The 17,398-nt window shown below is 70.2% G+C and carries 9 protein-coding genes; all 9 read left to right on the top strand.

The features are described 5' to 3' along the window. The first annotated feature begins 3 nt into the window (after positions 1-3). The gene (locus AC1DQR_RS24095; RefSeq protein WP_477133928.1) at positions 4-3,921 is read left to right on the top strand and encodes a DUF4132 domain-containing protein; all 3,918 of its coding nucleotides are present in this window, start codon (positions 4-6) and stop codon (positions 3,919-3,921) included. Positions 3,922-4,023: 102 nt separating this feature from the next. Beyond that, positions 4,024-5,133 carry an ATP-binding protein gene (locus AC1DQR_RS24090; protein WP_416050667.1) on the top strand — a complete coding sequence of 370 codons (1,110 nt, stop codon included), beginning with the start codon at positions 4,024-4,026 and terminating at the stop codon, positions 5,131-5,133. 22 nt (positions 5,134-5,155) lie between these two features. After that, positions 5,156-7,615, top strand: a complete 2,460-nt coding sequence (locus AC1DQR_RS24085) for a DUF5682 family protein (protein WP_477133927.1) — start codon at positions 5,156-5,158, stop codon at positions 7,613-7,615. Next, positions 7,612-8,772 carry a VWA domain-containing protein gene (locus AC1DQR_RS24080; protein ID WP_416050665.1) on the top strand — a complete coding sequence of 387 codons (1,161 nt, stop codon included), beginning with the start codon at positions 7,612-7,614 and terminating at the stop codon, positions 8,770-8,772. Before AC1DQR_RS24085 ends, AC1DQR_RS24080 begins: the two co-directional genes overlap by 4 nt. Then, on the top strand, positions 8,769-10,964 hold the full coding sequence (locus AC1DQR_RS24075; RefSeq protein WP_477133926.1) for an SWIM zinc finger family protein: 2,196 nt from the start codon (positions 8,769-8,771) through the stop codon (positions 10,962-10,964). The genes AC1DQR_RS24080 and AC1DQR_RS24075 overlap by 4 nt, the downstream gene beginning before the upstream one ends. Before the next feature lie 189 nt (positions 10,965-11,153). Continuing rightward, on the top strand, positions 11,154-11,621 hold the full coding sequence (locus tag AC1DQR_RS24070; protein WP_477133925.1) for a cobalt-zinc-cadmium resistance protein: 468 nt from the start codon (positions 11,154-11,156) through the stop codon (positions 11,619-11,621). Positions 11,622-11,814: 193 nt separating this feature from the next. Then, positions 11,815-13,086 (top strand): TolC family protein, encoded by a 1,272-nt coding sequence (locus tag AC1DQR_RS24065; protein WP_477133946.1) that lies wholly within the window; start codon positions 11,815-11,817, stop codon positions 13,084-13,086. Between the two features lie 2 nt (positions 13,087-13,088). Beyond that, positions 13,089-14,249 carry an efflux RND transporter periplasmic adaptor subunit gene (locus AC1DQR_RS24060; RefSeq protein WP_416050662.1) on the top strand — a complete coding sequence of 387 codons (1,161 nt, stop codon included), beginning with the start codon at positions 13,089-13,091 and terminating at the stop codon, positions 14,247-14,249. Between the two features lie 6 nt (positions 14,250-14,255). After that, complete coding sequence (locus AC1DQR_RS24055; protein ID WP_477133924.1) at positions 14,256-17,375, top strand: efflux RND transporter permease subunit; 3,120 nt, start codon at positions 14,256-14,258, stop codon at positions 17,373-17,375. Positions 17,376-17,398: the final 23 nt, after the last annotated feature.

Genomic DNA, 17,398 nt, shown 5'->3' with positions numbered 1-17,398 from the left:
GGTATGAGGCGTTTCGAATTCCGCAGCGACAGCTCCAGCAAATTCTGGGAAGTGGAACAGGACGACGCGCAGCTCAACCTGCGCTGGGGCAAGATCGGCACCCATGGCCAAAGCCAGAGCAAGCCGTTTGCCGATGCCGCCAAGGCGGCTGCGGCAATGACCAAGCTGATTGCCGAAAAAACCGGCAAAGGCTATGTGGAGGCGCAGGTAGCGGCCGGCGCCAGCATCGGGGCCACGGCGCCGCCGGCGCCTGCTGCCGCCCCCGCCCCCCGGGCCGCCGCGCCCGCCGCCGCCGCGATTCCCCAGGATACCGCCCCGGCCTCTGCGCCCCGGGCGCAAGCACCAGAACCCGTTGCGCCGCCTGCTGCCGTCATCGTGCCTGCCGCGCGTGGCGATTCGCCGCCCTGGCTGGAGGGGGGCGCCGCCGTGCTGATGCCGGAATCGCTCAAGGACCTGGCCCAGCCCAGCCGGCGCCATCCCGGCACCGCGCCCGCCGAGCCGCTGGACCCGATGCGGGCCTGGCTGCGCGTGCGCGAATCCCTGCTCAAGCACTTGCAGCCGGAAATCGACGCCAGTGCCGCCCATTGGCAGGCCGCTTATGCCGAGGCATGGCAGCGCGTGGAAAGCCGCCGCATGGAGGGCTCGCCCGCGTCCGACGCGGTGCTGATGACGATCCTCGTCAAGCTGTCCTCGCAGCATTACCGCGACGACGCCGAACTGGGCGCCAATGGCATGGCCTTCATGGCGGGCCGGCTCGGCCTGGAAGGCGCAGTGGATGCGTTGCTGACCGCGCAGACCATGGGCACGGAGCTCGGCTGGGTGCGCGATACGCGCAAGCGCCGTCTGAGCCTGAACGACAACGTCGACAGTGCGCACGGCACCGGCTACGCGGGCATCCACAGCGATGCCGAGTGGGCGCTGCGCGCCCTGCTGGCGCGCGCCGAGCCTGCGCAGTGGCAAGCCTGCGCGGACAAGATCCGCGCGGCCCTGCCGCTGCTGCCGCCGTCACGCCAGCCGGTCATGGCCATGCTGCTGCCCGACCTGCCCGAGCTCAGCAACGAGACCGCGCAGCGCCTGCAAGGGCCACAGGCGCCGGCGTCGCTGCACTGGCTGCAGATGACCGTGACCGATCCTGTGGCGCTTGCGCTCGCGCAGCGGCAGAAGGTAGAGGGCTGGGGCAGCAATTTCTGGGGCGTGGAGACCATGGTGGCCACCGTGCTGCGCGAGCGCGGCGCCGATGCGTTACCCATCCTGGCGCCAGGCGCGGCCATCGAAGAGGCTGGCGAAGGCCTGGCGGCCATCGGCCTGCCCGACGCCGTTGCCGCGCTGGCGCGGGTGGCGACCAACGGCAAGCCCGCCATGGCGCGCTTCCAGCAGGCTACCGCCCGCTGGCCGTTGGCGGCGCTTGGGGCCTTGCCCGGCCTGGCGCTTGCCGGTGGCAAGGATGCCAGCCTGTACACGGCCAGCCTGGCCGCGCTGCTGCAGGCGCATGCCGCCGGGGCCGAGCGCGTGCTGCCGTGGCTGAGCCCGGCCGAGGGCGACCTGGTGAGGCAACTGCAGGCCAGGCTGGCGCAGCCTGCCGAGGCGGCCGCCGTTGAGGACCTGCCCACGGTGCTGGCCGATCCGCCCTGGCTTGGCAAGAAGCGCGTTGCCGCCGCCGGCCCGCTTGCGCTCGCGCCGCTGGATCTTCCCGCGGTCGAGCGCTGGGCCGAGGGCAAGCGCGAGGAATGGGCGTCGATGAGCGACTGGCAGGTGCGTCGCTACGACCAGGCCAAGGCCCGCGATGTGCAACTGCTGGCGAGCGACCTGGGGTTCGGCAACGCACGCGGCAAACAATCCGGCCTGCTCGAACAGGCCATGCTGGCGATTCGCCAGCGCGATGTGCAGGCGCTGTTCGCCGCCTGGCAGGCCTTGCGCAAGCTCACCAGCTGGTGCTCGCTCGATGCCATGATGGCGGCCTTGCTGCCCGAGGAACTGGCACTGCCGCTGTTCAATATGGTGGCCGCGGAGAGCACAACCCACAACGACACTTATATGGCAGCCAGGTTCGGCCTGCGGGTACTGCCCGGCGTGCTGGGCACGGTGCGCCGCGCGCCCACCGAGGGGCTGCCGCTGGCGATGCCGTTTGGCGCGGTCGAGCTGGCGGCGCCGGCGGCGCGCGCGCTGGTCAGGCTCAAGTCGCTGCGCGAAGTGGGCCGGGCCTGGCTGCTGCGCCATCCGGAGCATGCCGTCGCCGGCCTGATCCCGGCCGCGGTGGGCCGCATTGGCGAGGCGCGCGACAACGCCGCCACGGCGCTGCGCATGCTGGCCGGCGAGGGGCACGAGGCGCTGGTGATGGACGTGGCCGAGCGTTTCGCCCAGCGCGACGCGGACCTCGCCATCGTGGCCGCCGTGCGCGGGGTGCTGGATGAAGATCCGCTGCAGCGCTTCCCGGCCAAGCTGCCCAAGCTGCCCGAGTTCTACCAGCCCGGCAGCTTCCGCCGCCCCGTGCTCGCCACCGGCCAGGGGGCCGGCAAGCCGCTGCCGGATTCAGCCTTGCAGCACCTGGGCACCATGCTGGCGTTTCCCGCGGCGCAAGGGCGCTATCCGGGCCTGGACATGGTCAAGGCGGCCTGCACGCCCGAGTCGCTGGCGGACTTTGCCTGGGACAATTTCGCGGCGTGGCTGCTGGTCAATGCGCCTGCCAAGGAGAGCTGGGCGCTGAGCGCGCTGGGCGTGCTCGGCAACGACGATACCGCGCGCCGGCTCACCCCGTATATCCGCGCCTGGCCCGGCGAGGCCGCGCATGCGCGCGCCGTGGCCGGGCTGGATGTGCTCGCCCTGATCGGCAGCGATGTGGCGCTGATGCACCTCAACGGCATTGCGCAGAAGGTCAAGTTCAAGGGCTTGCAGGACCGTGCCCGCGAGAAGATCGACGAAGTGGCCGAGGCGCGCGGGCTCTCGCTCGAAGAACTCGAAGACCGCCTCGCGCCCGACCTTGGGCTGGACGCGCATGGCACCTTGCTGCTGGATTTCGGGCCGCGCCAGTTCCGTGTGGGCTTCGACGAAGCCCTCAAGCCCTTTGTGCGCGACACCGACGGCGCACGCCTGGCCGACCTGCCCAAGCCCAAGAAAACCGACGACGCCGCGTTGTCCAAGGAAGCCGTGGAGCGCTTCAAGGCGCTCAAGAAAGACGCCCGCACCATCGCCAGCCAGCAGGTGCTGCGCCTGGAGCTGGCCATGTGCGCGCGCCGGCGCTGGAGCGCCGCGGTGTTCGAGCCCTTCCTGGCGCAGCATCCGCTGGTGCGCCACCTGGTGCAGCGGCTGGCGTGGGGCGTGTACCGCGTGGCGCACGGCAGCGACAGCGGCGGCGAACTGCTGGCGTGCTTTCGCGTGGCCGAGGACGGCAGCTACACCACAGCCGACGACGATGCCTACGCGCTGCCGCAAGGCGAGGATATCCGCGTGGGCATTCCCCACGCGCTGGAATTGCCGGCCGAAGATGCCGCCGCCTTCGGCCAGCTGTTCGCCGACTACGAACTGCTGCAGCCCTTCGCGCAGATCGGCCGCGACACCTATGCGCTGACCGAGGCCGAGCGGCAGGCCATCGACCTGGATCGCTGGAAGGGCGTGGTCATCCCCACCGGCAAGCTGTTCGGCCTGGCCAACCGCGGCTGGCGGCGCGGCGCGGCGCAGGACGGCGGCGGCATCTGGTACTACACCAAGCAGGTCGAGGGCGGACGGGCCATCGAGCTGACGTTCGATCCCGGCATGATCGTGGGCATGCCCGACGAATATCCGGAGCAGACCTTGCAAAGCCTGCAGTTCGGCGTGGATGCGCACGGCTGGGGCATCGCCCGCAACGGCGGCAAGAAGTTCGCCGGGCTCGACCCGATCGCCGCCAGCGAACTGATCCGCGACATGGAGAGCCTGCGCGCATGAACGTCCGCGTCCACGCATCGCGTATGCCGCGATCCCCTATCCCGCGATCCCCTGTCCGGCGGCCCCAGAAGGCGCCGCTGACCGCACCAATGGAAAGCCGCCATGGTTGACAAGACAAGCCCCACGCTCCAGCGCCCGCCCGCCGAGCTGCTCTACGCGGACGAACTGGCGCGCCTGGGCGCCACCGACGATGCGCCACGCCCGCCAGGCTGGGCGCTGTCGCTGACTGCCGCGCGCCGCTTTATCCTGGGCGATGCCGGCAGCGATATCGCCGCCAAGCTGGTGGCCCCGGCGGCCATGATCGAGCGGGCGCTGGTCACGCTGGCCACCGGGCGCGGGCTCATGCTGGTGGGCGAGCCCGGCACCGCCAAGTCGCTGCTCTCGGAGTTGTTGGCGGCGGCCGTCAGCGGCACCTCCACGCTGACCATCCAGGGCGGGGCCTCGGTCACCGAGGACCAGATCAAGTACGGGTGGAACTACGCGCTGCTGATCAACGAGGGCCCAAGTCAGCGCGCGCTGGTGCCTGCGCCGCTGTATCGCGGCATGCAGCAGGGCCGCATCGTGCGTTTCGAGGAAATCACCCGCACGCCGCTGGAGGTGCAGGACTGCCTGCTGGCCATGCTGTCGGACCGCGTGATGGCGGTGCCGGAGCTCGAAGGCGCCGCCGGCATGCTGTACGCGCGAGAAGGCTTCAACATCATCGCCACCGCCAACACGCGCGACCGCGGCGTCAACGAGATGAGCGCGGCGCTCAAGCGCCGCTTCGATTTCGAGACGGTGTTCCCGATCCTGGATTTCCAGCGCGAGCTGGAACTGGTGGAGCAGGCCTCGGCACGCTTGCTGGCGCGCAGCGGCATTCCCCGGCGCGTGCCGGAGCCGGTGCTGGAGTTGCTGGTCACCACCTTCCGCGACTTGCGCGGGCAGGGCACGCAGCCGCGCCGCAACGCGGATGAGGGCGGCGCCGAGCGCATGAGCGCCGTCATGTCCACCGCCGAGGCCGTGAACGTGGCGCACGCGGTGGGCGTGCGCGCCTGGTTCCTGGAGCAACGCGATGGCAGCCCGGCCGACCTGGTCGACTGCATCGGCGGCACCGTGGTCAAGGACAACGCCGACGACCGCGCCAAGCTGCGCCGCTACTTCGAACAAAAGGTCTCGCGCCGTGCCGGATCGCACTGGCAGGCCTATTTCGCCGCGCGCGACCGCCTGCCTTGATGCGCCGCGCAGCCCCGGGCCGATGACAGCGCCGACCCCCATGCCGCACACCGAGCCGCATGTGATCGGCGTGCGCCACCACAGCCCCGCCTGCGCGCGCCTGGTGGCCGAGCGCATCGACACGCTGCGCCCGTGCTTCGTCTTGATCGAAGGCCCGGCGGATTTCAACGCGCGGCAAGCGGAGCTGCACCTGCCGCACCGCTTGCCGGTGGCGATTTTCAGCTACTTGTCGGGCCCTGGCGCGCAGCGCGGCTCGTGGACGCCGTTTTGCGAATACTCGCCGGAATGGGTGGCGTTGCAGGGCGCCGGGCGCATCGGCGCGCAGGCCCGCTTTATCGACCTGCCGGCCTGGCACGATGCACTGTCCGGGCGCACCAACCGCTACGCCGACGCTGACGACGAACATCACGCCGAGCGCGCTGCCGACTACGAGGCCGCACTGTGCACCACGCTGGGCATCGACGGCCGCGACGCGTTGTGGGAGCACTTGTTCGAGAGCGAGATGCYGCTGCCGGCGCTGGCCGCAGCGCTGGATACGCACTTTAGCCAGTTGCGCGGCGACGATCCCGGCTCCCCCGCCAATGCCGAGCGCGAGGCCATGATGGCGCGCTGGATTGCATGGGCCATGGGCCAGGCGCAGGGCGCGCCGGTGCTGGTCGTTTGCGGCGGCTATCACGCGCCCGCACTGCGCGCGCTATGGCGCGCGCATGCCGAGGCAGCTGGCAGCGAGCCCCCCCCCGTGCCGCAGCCAGAGGTAGCCGCCGACGTTGAAGACGGCGCAGCGCCCGTGCGCAGCGGCAGCTACCTCGTGCCCTACACCAGCAAGCGGCTCGACGCCTTCGCCGGCTATGCCTCCGGCATGCCGTCGCCGATGTACCAGTCCTGGGTGTGGCAGCACGGCAGCGCCGAAGCCGGCAAGCTGGCCCTCGCCCGCACCATGCATCGCCTGCGCGAGAAGAAGCTTCCCGCTTCCACCGCCGATCTCAAGGCCTTGCACGCGCATGCCCACGGCCTGGCGATGCTGCGCGGCCATGCCCAGCCCTTGCGCTGCGACTGGCTCGACGCCAGCGCCGCCACCCTGATCAAGGACGCCCTCGACGCGCCACTGCCGTGGACCTATCGCGGCCCGCTGCTGCGCGGCACCGATCCCGTGCTGGTCGAACTGATGGACGTGCTGGCCGGCGACCAGGTTGGCGTGCTGGCGGCCGGCACGCCGCAGCCGCCGCTGGGCGATGCCGTCGACGCCGAGCTGGCTGCGCACGGTATCGTGCTGCAGCCGGGCCGTGCGCTGCAGCTCAAGCTGGACTTGCTGCAAACCGCTGACCGCGAGCGCAGCCGCAGCCTGCACCGGCTGCGCATCCTGGCGTTGCCCGGGATCCAGCGCGAGCGGGGCCCGTCGCTGGCGCTGTCCGGCGAGCGCGAGGAGCACTGGCGGCTGCTTGGCTCGCTGGAGCAGCGTGCCGCGTTGATCGAGGCCGGCGCCTATGGCGCCACGCTGCACGACGCCGCGCGCGCCCGGCTGGAGGAAACGCTGCGCAACGCCGCGGGCAAGCTGGCGGCGCTGGCAGCGCTGCTCAACGATGCCGCGTTCGCCGGGCTGCCGGAAGCCGGCGCCGCCTCGCTCGCCGAACTGGGCCGGGCGGTGGGCGCGGCCTCCCGCTTCGAGGCGCTGGGCGAGGCGCTGGGGCTGCTCCATGCCTTGCTGCGCCATGGCCAGGTACTCGGCATGGCCGGCGCGCCGGTGTTGCATACGGTGGTGGCGGCCGCGGTCGAGCGCGCCCTGTGGCTGCTCGACCTGCCGGGCCAGGTGGCCAGCGCCGAGCAGCAGGCACACCTGCTGACTTTCCGTGCGGTGCGCGATGTGGTGCGCGACGTGCGCAATGGCGCGTTCGGCGATGGCCAGCCGCTGTCCGCGCTCGATCCGCAGCGTGCCCTGGCTGTGTGGCGCCGCAAGGCGCGCGACCCGCAGGCGGCGGCTGCCAGCCGTGGCGCGGCGCTGGGTGCGCTGGCGAGCCTGGACGAGCCGGCTGCGCCGCAAGACGGCTGCGGCGACGACAACAGCATCGCGGGCGCACTGCGCCTGCTGGCGGGCTTGCCGCCGGCCAGCATCGGTGATGCGCTGGCCGGCCTGCTGGCACTGGCGCGCGATGTATTGACCGATGCCGGTGGGTTTGCCAGCGGGCTCGACGGCCTGTTGCAGCAGCTCGATGACGAGGCCTTCGTGCAGGCGCTGCCCGCCATGCGCATGGCCTTTGCCTGGCTGCCGCCGGCGGAGCGCGGCGCGCTGGCGCGCCAGGTGCTGGCTCTGCGTGGCGGCGAAGCCTATGGCGAGCGCTCGCTCACCGCGCCGCTGGGCGCGCATGATCCGGTGGACATTGCCGCCGCGCGCTTGCTGGAGGCCGCCGTGACGGCGCGCCTGCGTTACTGGGGCGTGCCCGTCGGCGCGGCCCCCGATCCCAACCCGAAGCCCTCCGCGCCATGAGCCTGCACCTGCCTGATCCCTTGCAACGCTGGCGCCTGCTGTTGGGCGAAGCCGCGCAGCCCGCGCTGGGCGAGCTCGATGCCGATGCCGCTGCGGCCGACGCCGCCCTCGACTGGCTCTATGGCCGCGACCCCGAGCGCGCGCGGCGCGGCGAGCGCACCGGCAGCGGCGGCGCCTCGCAACTGACCACGCCGGACTGGATCAACGAGATCCACCGCCTCTTTCCGCGCGAAGTGATCGAGCGGCTGGAGCAGGACGCCGTGGAGCGCTACGGCATCGACGAAGTCGTCACCAACCTCGAAGTGCTGGAGCGTATCGAGCCGTCCGAAGCGCTGCTGCGCGCGGTGCTCCACACCAAGCACCTGATGAACCCAGAGGTGCTGGCCGCCGCGCGCAAGCTGGTGGCCGAGGTGGTCCGGCGCATCATGGAAAAGCTCGCCACCGAAGTGCGCCAGGCCTTCGCCGGCACGCGCGACCGGCGAAGACGCTCGCGCGTGCGCATCGCCCGCAACTTCGATTTTCGGCGTACCTTGCGCGAGAACCTGCATCGCTGGGACCCGCAGCGCGGCAAGCTGTTCGTGGAGGCGCCGGCATTTTTCAGCCGCGTGCGCAGCCACGCGCAATCGTGGGACATCATCCTGCTGGTCGACCAGAGCGGCTCGATGGTGGACTCGGTGATCCATGCCGCGGTGATGGCCGCCTGCCTGTGGCAATTGCCGGGCATGCGCACGCGGCTGGTGGCGTTCGATACCGCGGTGGTGGACCTCACCGCCGACGTGGCCGATCCGGTTGAGTTGCTGATGCGCGTGCAACTTGGTGGCGGCACCGATATCGCGCGGGCCGTGGCCTATGCCCAGGCGCAGATCGCCACGCCGGCACGCAGCATCGTGGTGCTGGTCAGCGATTTCTACGAGGGCGGCAGCGACTATGAACTGGTCCGCCGCGTCAAGACGCTGGTCGGCGCCGGCGTGACCGTGCTCGGCCTGGCCGCGCTGGATGCGCGCGCCGAGCCGGTCTTTAACCGCGAACTGGCAGCCCGCCTGGTGCGCGAAGGCGCCCACGTGGCCGCAATGACGCCCGGCGAGCTGGCCGCCTGGCTGGCCGAGAAAGTCTCCGGCAAGGCCGGCGGGCAAGTGCCCGGAGGGCTGGTCGCATGAGGGYAGACCGCGCCGATCTCCTGGAGCTGACGCCCGAAGCGCTGGTGGCGCTGGCCAATGCCGGCTTCGTCAAGCGTGCGCAGAAGGAAATGGCCGAGGGCAAGGCGCCCGAGCTTGCGCAAGATGCCGATGGCACCTTGCATGCCGCCTACGCCGATGGCACCCGCACCAGCCTTGCCGCAGGCCGCGCGCTGCGCGATGCGGTCTGTAGCTGCATTGCCTCGGGCCTCTGCCGTCACCGCGTCCTGCTGGTGCTGGCTTACCAGCAGGCCTGCCGGGATGTGCCCAGCGTGGATCAGCCAGGGGGCGAGGGCACGCAGGCCAGCGTGGAAGAGGGCAGCGCCCATACGCCCCTCGCCACGCCCGTCACCACGCCCGTCACCACGCCCGAAGGGCTGGCCGGCGGCCCATGGTCCCCGGCGGATTTCGACGATGCCGCGTTGCAAGCCGCATTGCGCCCGGCCACGCTGCGCCAGGCCGCCGAGCTGGCACGCGCGCGGCCGGTGGCGCGGCTGGCCGGCTGGCGCGTGGAAGCGCCGGTGCCCACCGCGCACCTGCCGATGTGCACGGTGCGGTTTTTCTCGCGCCACAGCCTTGGCCACGCGCGTTGCGATTGCCAGGAGGGCAGTAGTTGCGCCCACGTGGCGCTGGCGGTCTGGGCCTTTCGCGCTGCGGCCGGCCGCCATCGCGGCCAGGTCGATGCCACCGTGGAGATCGCGCCGCCGCAGCCGGACGCCGCCGATGCCGATACACGCCAGGCCGATGCCGAAGCGCTGCGTGCCCTTGCCGCCGCGGCCGATGCACTGGCGCGGCAACTGTGGGCGGAAGGCACGGCCCAGGCGCCGCTGGCGCTCGCCCCGCGCCTGGGTCTGATGCGCAGCCTGGCCGCCGATTTCGGCGCGGCCTGGGTCAGCGCCGACGTCGACGCGCTGGCGGCGCAGCTCGACGACCAGCACAACCGCAGTGCCCGCTATGACCCGCGCCGCCTGCTGGACGCGCTGGCGTGCCTGCAAGGCCGGCTGGCCGCCGCGCTATCGGCCGATGGCGCCAGCACCGCCAGCACCGCCGGACCGGCCGGCGGGCAGCCCGGGGCGCTGYTGCCGGCGCGCCAGATCCTCGGCCTTGGCGTCAAGGGCGAAGTCGCGCTCGACCACCTCAAGCTGGTTTCGCTGGGCGCCGTCATGTGGGACGACGGCGACCATCCCGATGCGGCCTGCGGGGTCTCCATCGCCTTCGCGGACCCGGACACCATGGGCGTCGTCGCGCTCGAGCGCAGCTGGCCCAGGTCGGAGGGCGCCGCGCCGCCGGTGCCGCTGGTGCAGCGGCGCGTGGCGGGCAACCCGATGGGCCGGCTGGCCGCCAGCCAGGTGGTCACGCGCGCGGCGCGCCGCCGCGCCAACGGCTTGCTGGAGATCGGCAGTGCGGCGCGCCAGACCAATGTGCTGCCGCTCTCCGCCCAAGCCTGGAACGACCTGCGGCCGCCGCTGGCCTTTGCCACGGTGGCGGCATTGCGCCAGCACCTCACGCAAGCCGCGCCCGCCTGCCTGCTGCCGCGCCAGGCCATCGGGCACCTGCACGTGCTGGACGTGATGGCCGTGGAGCAATGGGGCTGGGACGCCGCCGCGCAGACCTTGCTCGCCAGCCTGCTCGACTCCGATGGCCAGCGCTGCCTGCTGCGCTGCCGCCACGGCAGCGGCGCGCCCGGCGCTGTCGACGCGCTGGCAAGCGTGCTGCGCACTGCCGAGGCGGGAGGCGACGCCATCCAGCGCGTGGCGGGCACGGTGCGTGTGATTGGCGGCGCCCTGGAGATGGAGCCGCTGGCCCTGATGACCCAGGCTCGCGCCGTGGTGCTGGCGACCGAACCCGCCAGCCCCGGCGCCATGCCGGCCTGCGTCGCGGCCGCACCGGTGCCGCATGCAGCCCTGGCCGGCGCCGCGCTGGCGCTGCTGGCGCAGTGGCTGCGCCAGGGCTTGCGCAACCAGCGTCCGGCCGCGCTTGAGCGGGCTCGCGAACTAGCCGCGGCGTTGTCGCGCGCCGGGCTGGCGGAGACGGCGCTGCGCATCGAGGCAGCGCTGGAGGGCTTTGGCGGCGGGCAGGGCGAGAACACCGCCTCACGCTGGTGGGAACTGATCCTGTGGCTGACAGAGATCGAGAGCGCGGCGCTGCGGCCCCCGATGGCAGCGCCCGCATAGCGGGGCCGGCAGCCCGTTCCAGCCCGTCCTGCACGCAAGCAACTTTTGTCGCGCTTGACCGGAACGCACCGGCCCTTTGGCGGTCTATGACTTACATCCGCGTTACAATGCTGTGGTGCACCATCGGCGCCGGGTGGCTGATTTATCACCATCTGCGCCGGTTCGGCCTTTGTCGTTCTACCCCGATTCATGCGATCCCTGCTGCTCCTGATCACCGTTTTGTGCTTGTCTGCGCTGTCCTTCGGGGCAGCGGCGAACACGCACGCCGGTATGTCGGGGCCTGCATTTGATCCCGCATTTGTTCCTGTACGCGCCGAACTCCCGATTACCGAACCGGCGTTCTCGCGCACGCTCGATGAGCTGGACGGCAGTGCCGGCCTGGAGCGCGTTGTGGCGCCGGGCGACGATGGCCTGGCGGGTGATGCAATGGCGGCTGCGGCGGAGGAGGAGGACGATCCTCCCGGCTACTGCGAGATCTGGTCCGCCGACCTGCTCGACCCCCTCGACATGCTCGACGAGATCGAAGAATCCAGCGCGCTCTTCGCGCTGCCCACCGTGCGTGTGTCGTTGCCCCCCAACGAGATCGCGCAACAGCTGCCCGCACGCCCGGATCCTTTGCCCGCGGCGTTCTTCAAGCCCCCCATCTCCCTGATCTGACAGCCCTGGCAACCCCGGCGCGCTCCTTGCGCGCCCGGGCTGCGTTCCTATTGCCTGGGCGCCTTGGCCCGATCGCGTCAGCGATCGCTGGCTGACCGTTGGCGCGCGCTTTTCGCGTGCGCCGGCGGCGGGCGCGCAGCCGTTTCGCCTGCCCCCATTTGTCATGCAGATCAAACAGATCACTATGTTTTCCATGGTGGCGTTGCTGTCGCTCGGAGCCTTGCCGGCTCTCGCGGCACAAACGTTCACCTTGCCGCAACTGCTGTCCCTTTCGCAGTCCACCAACAAAGGCGTGGAGGCGGCGCAGGCCGGCGTCGATGCCGCCAGCGCCGCCGTGACCAGCGCGCGTGCCTATCCCAATCCGCAGGTCGAGGTGATGTACGGCCGGCTGTCGCCGCGCACTTCCGGTGTGACCGGTGGCGCCGCGCCGACCATGGCTATCACCCAGAAGCTGGACTATCCGCAGCAGCGCAAGCTGCGCGCCGAGATCGCAGGGCGCAGCCTGGAGGCCACCGAAGCCGGCCGCCAGGCGTTCCGCGCGGACCTGGCGGCGCGGGTCAAGACGTCGTACTTCGATGTGCTGCGGCGCGAGATGGAGCTGGCCGCGGCCAAGGAAGACCTGGCCATGATGCGGCAGATCCAGGACCGCGCCCGGCTGCGGGTGGAGGTGGGCGAAGCGCCGCGCTATGAGCTGATCAAGGCCGAGACCGAGCTGCTGAGCGCGCAGAAGACGCTGCAGAGCGCCCAGCTGCGCGTCAACCAGGCCAAGGCGGCGCTGCGCCAGCAAGTGGGCGGCGCCATGCCGGCGGCCTATTCGCTGTCCGGCAGCCTGAGCCAGCCCGCCGCGCTGCCGGCCCTGCCGATGCTGCGCGACACCTTGACCGGCGCCAACGCTGAGCTGACCCAGCGCCGCCTGGAAGCGGACCGCGCCAGCCTGGCCGTGGACTACCAGCGCTCGCTGCGCCTGCCCGAGCTGGCAGTGCGCGCCAGCGCAGAGCGCCAGCCGGACAACACGGTCTCGCAGGTTGGCCTGGTCCTCACTATCCCGCTGTGGGACCGCCGCAGCGGCCCGGTGGGCGAGGCGACCGCGCAGGCGATCCAGGCCCGCACGGCGCTGGAGGCCCGCGAGTTCGAGCTCACGCAGGAGCTGGAATCGGCTTACCGCCAGTACGAGATCACGCAGTCGCAGGTCAGCGCGCTGGAGGGCGGCATCGTGCGCCAGGCCGAATCCGCGCTGGCGGTGGCCGAGTCGGCCTATCGCTTCGGCGAGCGCGGCATCCTCGACTACCTCGATGCGCAGCGCGTGCTGCGCGGCGCGCGCAGCGACCTGATTGCCGCGCAGTTCGAGCTGCAGGCCGCCACCATCCAGATCGAGAAGCTGCTGTCGAGCGTGCCCGGGCAGACCGCGGCACCCACGGCCCCGTCCGTACCCACGGCCCCCCCGGCATCTACGGAAACCAAATAAGCATGCGTCCCCATTTTCTTCTTTCCCTGACGGCAACCGCAGCCCTGCTGTTTTCTCTCGCTGGCTGCTCCGATGAACCCGCACCGGCCGCCGAGCCGCCCAAGCAGCCGCCCGGCGTCGTCAAGCCGGAAGAGACGCTGCAAAAAACCCTGAAGGTGGCCGCGGTGGCTGCCAGCCCGTTCAGCGAAGTGCTGCGCGTGTCCGGACGCATCGATTTCGACGAGCAGCGCGTGGCGCGCATTGGCGCCAGCGTGACCGGCCGCGTGACGGATCTCTACGGCATCCTGGGCCAGGAGGTCAAGGCGGGCCAGGTGCTCGCCCGCCTGCATAGCAGCGAGCTGGGCGCGGCCCAGATGGCCTTCCTCAAGGCAGAGGCGCAGACCGAGCTGCAGGCCCGCAACGCCGAGCGCGCGCGCCAGCTGTTCGCCGCCGACGTGATCGGCCGCGGCGAGCTGCAACGCCGCGAGAGCGAGCTGGCCATTTCCTCGGCCGAGATGCGCGCCTATCGCGACCAGCTGCGCGTGCTTGGCATGTCGGCCGCCGCGGTGGCGCAACTGGCCAAGAGCGGCAGCATCGATTCCTACTCGCCGGTGTTCTCCAGCATCAGCGGCACCGTGGTGGAGCGCAACGTCGCGCAAGGCCAGGTGGTGCAGCCGGCCGATGCGCTCTACACCGTGGCCGACCTGTCGCGCGTGTGGGTGGTGGCGGAAGTGCCCGAACAGCAGGCCGCGCTGGTGGCCGAGGGCCAGAGCGTGGACATCGAGGTGCCGTCCCTTGGCAACGGCGCGGGCCAGAAGCAGATCACCGGCAAGCTCATCTACGTGGGCCGCACCGTGAATCCGCAAACGCGCACCGTGCTGGTCCGCACCGAGCTGGATAACCGCGAAGGGCGCCTGAAGCCGGCCATGCTGGCCAGCATGCTGATTGCCAGCGCTGCATCCGAGCAACTGGTGATCCCGGAATCCGCCATCGTGCGCGACGGCAACGACGAGCTGGTGTACGTGGAGCAGGCCGGCGGCCTGTACCGCCAGGTCAAGGTCAAGCTGGGCGCCGAGAGCGACGGCATGCGCGTGGTGCAAAGCGGGGTGAAGGCGGGCGAGCGCATCGTGGTGGATGGTGCCTTCCACCTCGACAACGAGCGCAAGCGCCTGGAACAGGGGTAATCGATCATGCTGAAATCCCTTGTGGAAGCCGCCATCAAACAGCGGCTGGTGGTTTGCGTGCTGGCGGTGGTGCTGTTCTTCTTTGGCCTGCGCGCGGCAACCAAACTGTCGGTGGATGCCTTCCCCGACGTCACCAACGTGCAGGTGCAGATCGCCACCGAAGCCACCGGCCGCTCACCGGAGGAAGTGGAGCGTTTTGTCACGGTGCCGGTGGAAATGGCCATGACCGGGCTGCCCGGCCTGGAAGAAATGCGTTCGCTCAACAAGGCGGGCCTGTCGCTGATCACGCTGGTGTTTACCGATGCGACGGATGTCTACTTCGCGCGGCAACTGGTGATGGAGCGCCTGATCGAGGTGGCCGGGCGCATGCCCGAGGGCGTGACGCCGGTGCTCGGCCCGGTCTCCACCGGCCTGGGCGAGGTCTACCAGTACACGCTGGACCGCGTCGACGACGGCAACCGCGCGCTCACGACCGAGGAACTCTCCGAGCGCCGCATCGCGCAGGACTGGGTGGTGCGCCCGCTGTTGCGCTCGATCCCGGGCGTAGCGGAAATCAACTCGCAGGGCGGCTTCGTCCGGCAATACCAGGTGCTGGTCAACCCGGACCGCATGCGGCATTACCAGGTCACGCTGCAGCAGGTCTACCAGTCGCTCGCGCGCAATAACGCCAACTCCGGCGGCGGCGTGCTGCCGCACTACGCCGAGCAGTACCTGATCCGCGGCGTGGGCCTGGCCCGGGGCGTGGAGGATATCGGCAGCATCGTGCTCAAGGAGGTCGCGGGCACGCCGGTCTATGTGCGGGATGTGGCCAACGTGACCATCGGCCATGAAGTACGGCAGGGCGCGCTGGTCAAGAACGGCGAGACCGAGTCGGTCGGCGGCATCGTGATGATGATGCGTGGCGGCAACGCCAAGGAAGTGGTGAGCCGCGTCAAGGCCCGCGTGGCCGAGATCAACGAGCGCGGCATGCTGCCGGGCAAGCTGCAGATCGTGCCGTACTACGACCGCAGCGAGCTGGTGGACTCCGCGCTGTGGACGGTCACCAAGGTGCTGCTCGAAGGCGTGGTGCTGGTGGTGATCGTGCTGTTCCTGTTCCTGGGGGATGTGCGCTCGTCCGTCATCGTGCTGGCCACGCTGGTGCTGACACCGCTGATGACCTTCATGGTGATGAACCAGGTGGGCTTGTCGGCCAACCTGATGTCGCTCGGGGGGCTGGCCATCGCCATCGGCTTGATGGTGGATGGCTCGGTGGTGGTGGTGGAGAACGCGTTCGAGCGGCTCGGCCACCGCGACAAGAGCGGCATGAGCAAGACCGAGATCCTGGTCAAGGCGGTGCAGGAAGTGGCCACGCCCGTGATCGTCGGCGTGGGCATCATCATCCTGGTGTTCCTGCCGCTGATGACGCTGACCGGCATGGAAGGCAAGATGTTCGCGCCGCTGGCGTTCACCATCTCGATTGCGCTGGCGATCTCGCTGTTCCTGTCGCTGACGCTCTCGCCGGTGTTGTCGTCCTACCTGCTCAAGGGCGGCGCGGAGCACGATACCTGGCTGATTGCCTTCATGAAGCGCCATTACCTGCGCATGCTGCACTGGGCGCTGAACAATAGCCGCAAGACCGTGATTGGCGCGGTGGTGGCGTTCATGGCCACCGTAGCCATCGTGCCGCTGCTGGGCACCTCCTTTATCCCCGAGATGAAGGAAGGTTCGATCGTGCCGGCGCTGGACCGCGTGCCTAACATCTCGCTGGAGGAATCGGTCAAGCTGGAGATGGAAGCCAACAAGCTGGTGCTGTCGGTGCCCGGCGTGAAGTCGGTGGTGTCCGGCGTGGGCCGCGGCGAGAGCCCGGCCGACCCGCAGGGCCAGAACGAATCGACGCCGATTGCCAGCCTGAAGGACCGCGACGAGTGGCCCGACGGCTGGACCCAGGACGATATCGCCAACGCCATCCGCGAGAAGCTCAAGGCCATTCCCGGCGTGCAGATCGTGATGGCGCAGCCGATTTCCGACCGCGTCGACGAGATGGTCAGCGGCGTGCGCTCGGACGTGGCGGTGAAGGTGTTCGGCGACGACCTCGACAAGCTGCGCGAGCTGGCCGGCGAGATCGCGCGGGTTGCCGGCGGCATCCAGGGCTCGCAGGACATCCGCATCGAGCGGATCTCCGGGCAGCAATACCTGTCGATCGAGATCGATCGCCAGGCCATCGCGCGTTATGGGCTCAATGCCTCCGACATCCACGACATCATCGAGATCGCCATCGGCGGCAAGCGCGCCACGGACATCTTCGAAGGCGAGCGCCGCTTTGCCGCGGCAGTGCGCCTGCCCGAGGCGTTCCGTGACAACGTGCAGGCCATCCGCCAGTTGCTGGTGGCCACGCCCAACGGCGCCCAGGTGCCGCTGCAAAGCGTGGCCAAGATCGAGGTCACCGACGGCCCCGCGCAGATCAGCCGCGAAATGGCCAAGCGCCGCGTGGTGGTGATGATCAACGTGAAGGACCGCGACCTCGGCGGCTTCGTCGCCGAGCTGCAGCAGGCTGCGCACGCCAAGGTCAAGCTGCCGGAAGGCTACTACCTGGAGTGGGGCGGCCAGTTCCAGAATATGGAACGCGCCATGGGCCACCTGAAGATCATCGTGCCGGTGACCATCGCCGCGATCTTCTTCCTGCTGTTCCTGCTGTTCAACTCCGTGCGCTTTGCCACGCTGATCATCACCGTGCTGCCGTTCGCCTCCATCGGCGGCATCATCGGCCTGTTCGTCACCGGCGAGTACCTGTCGGTGCCGGCCTCGGTGGGCTTTATCGCCCTGTGGGGCATGGCGGTGCTCAACGGCGTGGTGCTGGTGTCGTACATCCGCACGTTGCGTGACTCCGGCTTGTCGCTGGACCAGGCCGTGATCCAGGGCGCGACCCAGCGCTTCCGCCCGGTGATGATGACAGCCACTATCGCCATGCTGGGGCTGGTGCCTTTCCTGTTTTCCACCGGCCCGGGCTCCGAAGTGCAGCGCCCGCTGGCGGTGGTGGTGATCGGCGGGCTGATCACCTCGACCCTGCTGACGCTGGTGATGGTGCCTACGTTGTATCGCTGGTTCGATAACCGGAAACCGGACCCGATGAAGGACGTGCCGGTGTAACGCCCAGACATCGCACAGTCAGG

The sequence above is a fragment of the Cupriavidus sp. 05L411 genome (assembly GCF_056398045.1).
This window is presented reverse-complemented; position numbering and strand designations above follow the sequence as displayed.

Coding starts and splice junctions, on each gene's coding strand:
- AC1DQR_RS24095 (WP_477133928.1), top strand. CDS start 4: ATGAGGCGTTTCGAATTCCGCAGCGACAGCTCCAGCAAATTCTGGGAA.
- AC1DQR_RS24090 (WP_416050667.1), top strand. CDS start 4,024: ATGGTTGACAAGACAAGCCCCACGCTCCAGCGCCCGCCCGCCGAGCTG.
- AC1DQR_RS24080 (WP_416050665.1), top strand. CDS start 7,612: ATGAGCCTGCACCTGCCTGATCCCTTGCAACGCTGGCGCCTGCTGTTG.
- AC1DQR_RS24070 (WP_477133925.1), top strand. CDS start 11,154: ATGCGATCCCTGCTGCTCCTGATCACCGTTTTGTGCTTGTCTGCGCTG.
- AC1DQR_RS24065 (WP_477133946.1), top strand. CDS start 11,815: ATGGTGGCGTTGCTGTCGCTCGGAGCCTTGCCGGCTCTCGCGGCACAA.
- AC1DQR_RS24060 (WP_416050662.1), top strand. CDS start 13,089: ATGCGTCCCCATTTTCTTCTTTCCCTGACGGCAACCGCAGCCCTGCTG.
- AC1DQR_RS24055 (WP_477133924.1), top strand. CDS start 14,256: ATGCTGAAATCCCTTGTGGAAGCCGCCATCAAACAGCGGCTGGTGGTT.